Origin of the sequence: Microbulbifer sp. (assembly GCF_051659245.1) — a bacterium.
Taxonomy (GTDB): Bacteria; Pseudomonadota; Gammaproteobacteria; order Pseudomonadales; family Cellvibrionaceae; genus Microbulbifer.
The window spans coordinates 18,969-27,463 of sequence record NZ_JBOFOC010000169.1; the positions used below are offsets into that span (position 1 = coordinate 18,969).

Below are 8,495 nucleotides of genomic sequence, written 5' to 3' on the forward strand. Positions count from 1 at the left end.
CTCTGACTTCTGGTTGCTGGCCTCTGTATGTTACCCTGCACACAAATTGATGTAGCGGGAGAAGAATATGTCCTCCGAGACTTTTGAAATTGTCGAATTGGCCAATGGCGACGTGGCACTGCGCCGTGCCGGCCACCGGGAGGACCCGCTGGTGCGTATCCATTTCTCCAGCGAGAGCCTGGATTTCATACGCGAACACAAAATCGCCATCGCCCGGGCCATGCTGGAGGCCGGCATAGAGGCTGTACAGAATATCGACGATATGGAGCCGGGTTATTTCGATGAAGACGAAGAGGTGACCCCGGTCAATCACACGGTTCATTGAATGCGGAATGACACTTTCCTGTAGGCGCGGCTCTTGGCCGCGATCTTACTTTTGGGGTGCCCGGAACGATTGATCAGTAGTCACTGAACTCCCTCGCAGCACGACGTCCGATCGCGTATTTGTGAAGCTCGTCCCAGTGCTTCACCCCTTCGGGGCAGCCTTCGGCTGTGCAAGTCTGCTCCTGGCAGATTTGTCCACATTCATTATTCCGCATTCATCTAAGAGCCTGTTTGAGTTCTCCGGAATTCCAGGCCGCAGTGCGAGGCCGGATGGGGTGCCTCTTTCCCGGACACGGGCTGGGCGCCCCCCCTTAAATACATCCCTGTACGCTCTCCACGGCCATCCATGGCAGTGAAAGGTCCCGGAAAGAGGCACCCCATCCGGCCCGGAGAGTTTTGTGCAAGATTCCAAACAGGCTCTAAGGGCTCTGCCTGATCACTCCCACCGCCAGTCCTTCGATGGCGAAACGCTTGTCCCGCATATCCACCTGAATCACTTCGAAGTCCTCGTTTTCCGGCAATAGCTGCACCGTGGCTTGATTGCCTTTGCGGCGGAAGCGTTTGACGGTGACTTCATCCTCGATCCGCGCCACCACTATCTGGCCGTTGCGCACTTGGTCTGTGCGCTGTACCGCAAGCAGGTCGCCATCCAGTATGCCGGCGTCGCGCATGCTCATGCCGTGTACCCGCAGCAGGTAGTCCGCCGGGGGATGAAAGAAGTCTACGGGAAGGTCGCAGTAGTCTTCGATGTTCTCCTCAGCGAGGATCGGGTTGCCGGCGGCTACACGCCCTACGATCGGCAGGCCCGGTTGATAATCCGGGATGCGGATTCCCCGCGAGGCACCCGCCACCATCTCGATCGCGCCTTTGCGCGCCAGTGCCTTCAAGTGTTCTTCCGCGGCGTTGGGGGAGCGAAAGCCCAGTTCCTGGGCAATCTCCGCGCGCGTGGGTGGATAGCCGGTTTCCTCCAGGTAGGCCTTGATCAGTTCGAGTACCTGGGCCTGGCGTGCAGTTAGATTGGTCATAGGGTCACCTGAGGTTGCTCTGTATTTATATACAGTTGCTGGGATTATATACAGATTTGCCTTCTGCGCAATCCTTGTGCCGGTGGATGGCCGGCAACGCCATTGTCGCCATAGGCTGCTATAAGTAGATAGGGGGAGAGAATGACTGGTTGAAAGAGATACGCGACAAATAAAAGGAAAGAAAATGCTGGACGCAAAAATGCCGGAAGCCTGGCGGGTACTGCGGATACAGTCCGAGCTGGTGGATGGAATTGAACGACTGATTGCGCTCACCGGTTCCGTGACAGTATTCGGCAGTGCGCGCTTCACAGAGGATTCCCCGGAATATCAGCAGGGAGTCAGGCTGGGGGAGTTGCTGGCCGCGGAGGGCATACCGGTGATGACCGGTGGCGGCCCGGGGATCATGGAGGCCTGCAATCGCGGCGCCTTGCCCCAGCGCGGCGTCTCCATTGGCCTCAACATCGAACTGCCGTTCGAGCAGGTGGCTAACCCCTATCAGGACATCAGTCTCAACTTCCGCTATTTCTTTGTGCGCAAGTTTATGTTCGTTAAGCATGCGGTTGGTTTTGTGGGTATGCCCGGCGGCTACGGCACCCTGGACGAACTGTTCGAGGCGCTGACCCTGGTTCAGACGCAGAAGGTGCGGCGTTTTCCCATCGTACTGGTGGGCAAGCGCTATTGGGCCGGACTGCACGGCTGGCTGATGGACACGGTGCTGGAGAGCGGCTGCATCGACGCCTCGGACCTGGACTTGTTCAGCATCGTGGATACCGTGGAGGAGGCGTCGGAGATCATTATCGATTACATCAGGGGGCGGGAAGCGTGACGCGAACCTCCGGTTTTCACTCTCTTTGCAAGGAGCCTCAGGGTGACTCGTCCGTCCCCTCGAAAGGCTCCCCCTCCACGTAGTCGAGTGGGTTGGTGTCCTCGGGTACGCTGAAGCCCCGCGCATTCGGTGACTGGTCGTCCACAGTTAGGCCGAAGGCCGCGTTGGCGTCCTCCGGCTCTGCCGCCGGCACCAAGGGCATCTCCCGCCACTGTTCCCAGTCGAACTCATCCAGGGTGCCGTCGGCGTATTGGACTTCGATGGTATCGTCCACCGCGACTACTTCGAACAGCAGGCCGCCGTCGATATTCTCGAACCAGCTGCCGATTTCCGGTCGTTTCTGAGTCATGGCAACCCTTCTCCTCGATTCTTCCTTTCAATTTAATGTCCGCGCCGCCGGTTCAACACTGCCAGCGGCGCCAGTTGGCGCGGAATATGCTAATCTGCCTTTCCACCAAACAACTGTTTTAATTGTTGGTTCGAATTCCTATGAGCCAGACGGATACGGTCGGCCGGATATTGGACGCCGCCGAGGTACTCTTTGCCGAGCGCGGCTTTACCGAAACCTCCCTGCGTACCATCACCAGCACCGCCGGGGTCAACCTCGCCGCAGTAAATTACCACTTTGGATCAAAAAAAGAACTGATTCAGGCGGTCTTCGAGCGCTTTCTGACGCCTTTTACCGCCAGTCTTGCTGGTGAACTGGATCGTCGTGAGGCAGCGGGCCAGCGGCTGACGGTGGAAGAGCTGCTGGAGAGTCTCTACCGGGTGGGGCTCGGCAGCCTGGCGGCGGAGGGGCGCGACCCACAGCGCTTCATGCGCCTGCTGGGGCTGGCTTACTCCCAGTCCCAGGGGCACCTGCGCCGCTATATCGTCTCCCGCTACGGCGACAGTTACCACCGTTTCGCCGGACTACTGGAGAGAGCACTGCCGCACCTGGACCCGGTGAGCTTCTACTGGCGCCTCTACTTCATGCTGGGCGCCACCGTATTTACCCTGTCGAGCTTCGACGCCATCGAGGCTATCCTGAGAGAAGATTTCGGCGCCCAGAGCAGCCTTCCGGAAACCCTGGACCGGCTGGTGCCCGCGGCGGCGGCGATGCTCAAAGTGAATGCGGAATGATGAATGCGGAATGCGGAATACGCGGGCCTGCTTCGTGCCACGGAACCGCCACCGGCCGCGACCGGGCTCCCCGGGCAACCCGAACAACAACGTCTCGCATCGGATATCCTTTATTCCGCATTCCGCATTCATCATTCCGCATTAAAGAGGAACTCTCATGATCGGTCCGGTGATGATTGATATCGAAGGCCAGGAACTGACCCTGGAGGACCGCAGGCTGCTGCGGCATCCGCTGGTGGGCGGGCTTATCTTCTTTGGGCGCAATTTCCGCGACCGGGCGCAGATTGCGGCGCTGGTGGCCGATATCCGATCGGAGCGCCCGGAACTGCTGTTGGCGGTGGACCAGGAGGGCGGCCGGGTACAGCGTTTCAGGGGGGAGTTTGCCTCGCTTCCATCCATGCAGGCGCTGGCCGCCCGCGCCGACGTGAAACGGCTGGAGGACGTGGGCTGGCTGCTGGCGTCGGAACTGATGGCGGTCGGCCTGGACTTCAGTTTCGCCCCGGTGCTGGACGCGGACGACAGCCACTGCCGTATCGTCGGGGACCGCAGCTTTGCCGCTGATCCCCGGCAGGTGGGGCCGCTGGCGGGAGCCTTTATGCAGGGGATGCACGGGGCGGGCATGGCCACTACCGGCAAGCATTTCCCCGGTCACGGCCATGTGCTGGAGGACAGCCACGAAGAGCTGCCGGTGGACGAGCGCTCCCTCGAAGAGGTGATGAATTCCGACGCCATTCCCTTTGTGGAGTCCCTGCGCGCAGGCGAACTGGATGCGGTGATGCCGGCGCATATCCGCTTCGCCCGAGTGGATGAGCAGCCGGTGGGTTTCTCCCGTTTCTGGTTGCAGGATATCCTGCGTGGCAAGCTGGGGTTCGACGGCGTGATCTTCAGCGACGATCTGTCCATGGAGGGCGCCGGCGCCGCCGGCGACTACGGGGCCCGAATCCGCGCGGCGATGGAGGCCGGCTGCGATATGGGCCTGGTGTGCAACAGCCGCCCGGGGGCTTTGCAGGCACTCGAGGCGCTGGAGAACTTTGTACCCAAAGTAAAATCCAGTGAACGGTTGCAGCGCATGCGCGGAAAACCGGCGATCAGATCCTGGGCCGAACTGGAGCAGAGCGAACGCTGGCGGGAGACCCGCAACTGGTTGGCTTCCACCTGAATCTGTGACTTCAGGGCGGATACAGAGTGCAAGAGCTTGTGCTCTGAGCCGTCATGAAGTCACGGATTCAGGTTCCATGCAGGAGCGGCCCATGGCCGCGATCAACCCGGGATGGAACCACCGCTGATCGTGGCCATGGGCGGATGGCCGCCCCGCCGCTCCTACAAGAAAACACGGATTGGAATTTATTTATCGGGGGTAGAAGTAAGTGGAATCGATAAAAGCAATGCTGCTGTCCTGGATCGGCGACAACCGCCTGTGGATCGTGGCGATTTTTCTTATCGTTCTGGCCACGGCGCTGAGCGCCTGGCTTTTGGCGGGTTTCGTGCAGCGCCTTGCCCGGCGTGCGGAAAAAACGGTCAATCCCTGGGACGACGCACTGGTGGGCGCGCTGAACCCGCCGGGCACGGTGTTAGTGTGGCTATTGGGCCTGACCCTGGCCGCGAGCCGGGCCGGGGTCGCCACCGGGGCAGAGATCTTTTCGGTGGCCACGCCGCTGCGGGAAATTGGCCTGATCCTGGTATTCACCTGGTTTGCGCTGCGCTTCTCGCGCAATGTGGAGTACAACCTGCGCGACCCGCGCTTTATCAGCAAACCCATGGACGCCACTACTGTGCGCGCGGTGGGCAAGCTGGTGCGCGCCTCCATCATGATCACTGCGGTGATAGTGATCATGCAGTTTCTCGGCTACAGCGTCAGTGGCGTGCTCGCCTTCGGCGGTATCGGCGGCCTGGCAGTGGGCTTTGCGGCCAAGGACCTGCTGGCCAATTTCTTCGGCGGTCTGATGGTCTATCTCGACCGGCCGTTCGCAGTGGGGGACTGGGTGCGATCGCCGGATAAGGAAATCGAGGGCACTGTGGAGGATATCGGCTGGCGGTTGACCCGCATTCGCACCTTCGACAAGCGGCCACTGTACATCCCCAATGGTATTTTTACCCAGATAGCGGTGGAAAATCCCTCGCGCATGCTGAACCGGCGCATCTATGAAACCATCGGCATTCGCTACGAGGATGCACCCCGAATGAAGTTTATTGTCGACGATGTCAAAAAAATGCTGCAACAACACCCGGAGATCGACAGCAACCAGACGCTGATTGTCAATTTCAACAGTTTTGTCCCCTCATCGCTGGATTTCTTTATCTACACCTTCACTAAAACCACCGAGTGGATTCGCTATCACGAAATCAAGCAGGATATCCTGTTGCGGGTCCTGCAGGTTATCGAAAGGCACGGAGCCTCCTGCGCCTTCCCGACCTCCACTCTGCATATTGCCGAAGTGCCGGAAATGGCGACCACCTGATAAATGGAACGGTCGGACCAATACATAGAAATTCATAAAAGCACAATTGGTCAGTTATAGGGGGCTTGACCGAACTGTTTTGGTGATTTGTCGCGCATAACTTACAATTCGTGGGATTAAATTCACAGTGAAATCTGGACACTGGCGGCATTTTATCTAAGAATCAGAGGACGTTTGTCGGAAGCGATCCGGCGGGCGTACAGGACAGCGGCAGAGCCGCTGATTATGGGGTGGCGTTTGCCCCTTTGGACATGAGGTAAACGCAATAACAATAATGAGGTTTGCTTAATGAGTGATCGCGTTACAGGTACCGTGAAATGGTTCAACAATGCTCGAGGTTATGGCTTCATCACCTGTGGTGAGGGGACCGAAGATATCTTTGTACACTATCGCAGTATTCGCGGAGAGGGCTACAAAACCCTGAACGAAGGCCAGGCGGTGGAGTTCGAAATGCAACAGGGTGAAAAAGGCCTGCTGGCGGAAGACGTGATTCCCCGCGAATAAACCTTCCCCGCCGAAAAATCTTCTTTGAAAATCCAGCCAGCGGCGCCGCCGCTGGCTGGATTTTTATAAGCTCTGGATGCAGGAGTGCTCCCGGGGCCGTATCGATAGCGGTTTAATCCCGACTGGTCGCGGCCGCCGGCTGCGTATTGATGCAGATCAACCGCCGCCGGCCACTACCCGCAGCAACTGGCCGCAGAACCAGGCTGCGTAGGTGCCGAGTGCATAGCCGAATACCGCCAGCAGTACGCCCACTGGTGCCAGTGAGGGGTGGAAGGCCGCGGCCACCACCGGGGCGGATGCGGCCCCGCCCACATTGGCCTGGCTGCCCACCGCCATAAAGAAGGTGGGGGCCTTGATCAACTTGGCCACCAGCAGCATCAGCCCGGCATGTATCGCCATCCAGATAATCCCCAGCACGAACAGTTCCGGGCTGTCTTTAAGCGCGGTGATGTCCATGTGAGTGCCGATTGTGGCCACCAGAAAGTAGATAAATACCGAGCCCACCTTGGAGGAGCCGGCACCCTCGAGCTTTTTCGCCGGTGAAAAGGCCATGGCGACCCCCAGGGTGGTAGCGATAATAATCAGCCAGAAAAAGTGGCTGGTGAAGCTGAGGCGTTCCAGTTGCGGCGCGTTGGCCTGGAACCAGGGTGCCAACTGGTCGGCGGCGGCGTGAGCGATGGCGGTGATACCGAAACCCACTGCGGCGATCAGCATCAGGTCCGGCAGCGAGGGAATCCGCGCGTGCTTTTTCTGCAGCGTTTCCACTTTTTCCCGCAGCACAGTGATCGCTCTGGTATCGGCTCCGCGACGCTCGTCCAGCTGTTTGGCATTGCCCGCCATGATCAGCAGTACCGCCATCCAGACATTGGCGACGATTACATCTACCGCCACCATCGCGGAAAATATCTGGTCGCCCACCTCGAAGATCTCCTTCATCGCCGTCTGATTGGCGCCGCCGCCGATCCAGCTGCCGGCAACGGTGGTCATGCCGCGCCAGACCGCTTCCGGGCCGCCGATGTTCAGCATCCCGGGATCAATAGCGGACATGACCAGCAGCGCAATGGGGCCGCCGATCACTATACCCAGGGTGCCGGTGAGAAACAGGATCAATGCCTTGGGGCCGAGATTGATAATGGCTTTGAGGTCGATACTGAGTGTCAGCAGCACCAGGCTTGCCGGCAGCAGGTAGCGGGAGGCCACAAAATAAAGTTGGGACCCCTCGGCGTCGATAATGCCAAAAGTGGCGAGCAGCGAGGGCAGGAAGTAGCACAGTAGCAGTGCGGGAACGAAGCGGTAAAAGCGTTTCCAGAAGCGGTGCTCACTGCCGGCGGTGTAAAACACAAAGCCGAGTATCGCGGCCAGCATGCCGAGAATAATTGCGTCGTTGGTAATCATTATTAGTGTCAGTGTTGGTGATTGGTGGTCGGTAAATCAGTGGCCAGTGGTTGGTGTCGGGTGGGAAATACCGGTCACCAACCACTGGCTACTCATTACTCTTCAGTGTCGTCCACGGTGCGCACTTCGATCAGCACGCCCAACTGAGGGTGGTCGATGTAGTGGAGTTCTCCGCTGCGCAGGCGGCGCTCTTCCTGCAGGACCGCAACCCTCTGGGCATACAGCGGTTGGGCGCCGATAAGCGGAGCGGTGGAGTCGGTCATCAGGTCCAGGGGCTCTTCGCTTGTCAGCGTGGGACGGGAGGGCAGGGGGATGCCGTCACTGGTCATTTCCCCGTCGGCGAAATCGCTGAACCAGAGGTTGGTGGAGAGGTGCAGGTAGCGGGAGACACTGAGGGTCACGCTGCCCTCCAACTGGCGGTGGTCGCCACTACTGTCGCCGCCGTCGATCAGGATCGCCGGTGCTTTGTGCTTTTGCTGCAATACCTGGCGCCAGGCCTTGTGGAACAGCACACGGTAGCTGCCGCCGCGATTCAGCGCGGCCACTTTGTTGTCCAGCCGCGTGGCGGCGGGAAAGAGTACCGTAGCGCCGTCGCCGTCGCCGCCGACGGTCTGGAAATCCACCCAGCGGTCCGGGTACTGCAGCCGCGGCGCCGCGGGCCAGGTCTCGCGGGACTGCTCCATGCCCCCGGGGCGGCTGAACACGATCATCTCGATTTCAAAGGTGGTGCCGGCATAATTGGCGGCCTGGGCGCCGGCGGCGGCCAGGGCCAGGAGGAGGGCGGTGCACAGTTGAATGGTTCTGGTCATGGGAATATCGTTATAAATCGTTATCGAATAT

General features: G+C 59.5%; 10 protein-coding genes. 6 read left to right on the forward strand and 4 right to left on the reverse strand.

From position 1 onward, the window contains the following. The first annotated feature begins 67 nt into the window (after positions 1-67). Positions 68-325, forward strand: coding sequence for a hypothetical protein (locus tag ACRC0P_RS16340; RefSeq protein WP_438632367.1), 258 nt, complete (start codon positions 68-70; stop codon positions 323-325). Between the two features lie 418 nt (positions 326-743). Here ACRC0P_RS16340 and lexA read toward each other — a convergent pair whose 3' ends face one another. Then, positions 744-1,349, reverse strand: a complete 606-nt coding sequence (gene lexA / locus ACRC0P_RS16345; protein ID WP_438632368.1) for a transcriptional repressor LexA — start codon at positions 1,347-1,349, stop codon at positions 744-746. Between the two features lie 184 nt (positions 1,350-1,533). Between lexA and ACRC0P_RS16350 the strand changes: the two genes are divergently transcribed. Then, on the forward strand, positions 1,534-2,175 hold the full coding sequence (locus ACRC0P_RS16350; RefSeq protein ID WP_438632369.1) for a TIGR00730 family Rossman fold protein: 642 nt from the start codon (positions 1,534-1,536) through the stop codon (positions 2,173-2,175). A 37-nt stretch (positions 2,176-2,212) separates the two neighbouring features. Here ACRC0P_RS16350 and ACRC0P_RS16355 read toward each other — a convergent pair whose 3' ends face one another. Further along, positions 2,213-2,524: a DUF6763 family protein gene (locus tag ACRC0P_RS16355; RefSeq protein ID WP_438632370.1), complete on the reverse strand. Its 312-nt coding sequence runs from the start codon at positions 2,522-2,524 to the stop codon at positions 2,213-2,215. A 140-nt stretch (positions 2,525-2,664) separates the two neighbouring features. Between ACRC0P_RS16355 and ACRC0P_RS16360 the strand changes: the two genes are divergently transcribed. The 4 genes from ACRC0P_RS16360 (at position 2,665) to ACRC0P_RS16375 (ending at position 6,260) form a co-directional block, all read left to right on the forward strand. Next, positions 2,665-3,297 carry a TetR/AcrR family transcriptional regulator gene (locus tag ACRC0P_RS16360; protein WP_438632371.1) on the forward strand — a complete coding sequence of 211 codons (633 nt, stop codon included), beginning with the start codon at positions 2,665-2,667 and terminating at the stop codon, positions 3,295-3,297. Between the two features lie 157 nt (positions 3,298-3,454). Further along, complete coding sequence (gene nagZ, locus ACRC0P_RS16365) at positions 3,455-4,456, forward strand: beta-N-acetylhexosaminidase (RefSeq protein ID WP_438632372.1); 1,002 nt, start codon at positions 3,455-3,457, stop codon at positions 4,454-4,456. A gap of 208 nt (positions 4,457-4,664) precedes the next feature. Then, positions 4,665-5,756, forward strand: a complete 1,092-nt coding sequence (locus tag ACRC0P_RS16370) for a mechanosensitive ion channel family protein (protein ID WP_438632373.1) — start codon at positions 4,665-4,667, stop codon at positions 5,754-5,756. Between the two features lie 288 nt (positions 5,757-6,044). Then, the gene (locus ACRC0P_RS16375; RefSeq protein WP_183459825.1) at positions 6,045-6,260 is read left to right on the forward strand and encodes a cold-shock protein; all 216 of its coding nucleotides are present in this window, start codon (positions 6,045-6,047) and stop codon (positions 6,258-6,260) included. 156 nt (positions 6,261-6,416) lie between these two features. Here the strand turns inward: ACRC0P_RS16375 and ACRC0P_RS16380 are convergent, their stop codons facing one another. Continuing rightward, a complete protein-coding gene (locus tag ACRC0P_RS16380; RefSeq protein WP_438632374.1) occupies positions 6,417-7,655 on the reverse strand; it encodes a DUF819 family protein in 1,239 nt (412 codons plus the stop codon). Positions 7,656-7,750: 95 nt separating this feature from the next. Further along, positions 7,751-8,495: CsiV family protein (locus ACRC0P_RS16385; protein ID WP_438632375.1), on the reverse strand; the 745-nt coding region annotated here is incomplete at its 5' end.

Bases quoted from the DNA above. Each gene is read 5' to 3' on its own strand.
- ACRC0P_RS16340 (WP_438632367.1), top strand. From the start codon at position 68: ATGTCCTCCGAGACTTTTGAAATTGTCGAATTGGCCAATGGCGACGTG.
- nagZ (WP_438632372.1), top strand. From the start codon at position 3,455: ATGATCGGTCCGGTGATGATTGATATCGAAGGCCAGGAACTGACCCTG.
- ACRC0P_RS16375 (WP_183459825.1), top strand. From the start codon at position 6,045: ATGAGTGATCGCGTTACAGGTACCGTGAAATGGTTCAACAATGCTCGA.
- ACRC0P_RS16355 (WP_438632370.1), bottom strand. From the start codon at position 2,524: ATGACTCAGAAACGACCGGAAATCGGCAGCTGGTTCGAGAATATCGAC.
- lexA (WP_438632368.1), bottom strand. From the start codon at position 1,349: ATGACCAATCTAACTGCACGCCAGGCCCAGGTACTCGAACTGATCAAG.
- ACRC0P_RS16380 (WP_438632374.1), bottom strand. From the start codon at position 7,655: ATGATTACCAACGACGCAATTATTCTCGGCATGCTGGCCGCGATACTC.
- ACRC0P_RS16360 (WP_438632371.1), top strand. From the start codon at position 2,665: ATGAGCCAGACGGATACGGTCGGCCGGATATTGGACGCCGCCGAGGTA.
- ACRC0P_RS16350 (WP_438632369.1), top strand. From the start codon at position 1,534: ATGCTGGACGCAAAAATGCCGGAAGCCTGGCGGGTACTGCGGATACAG.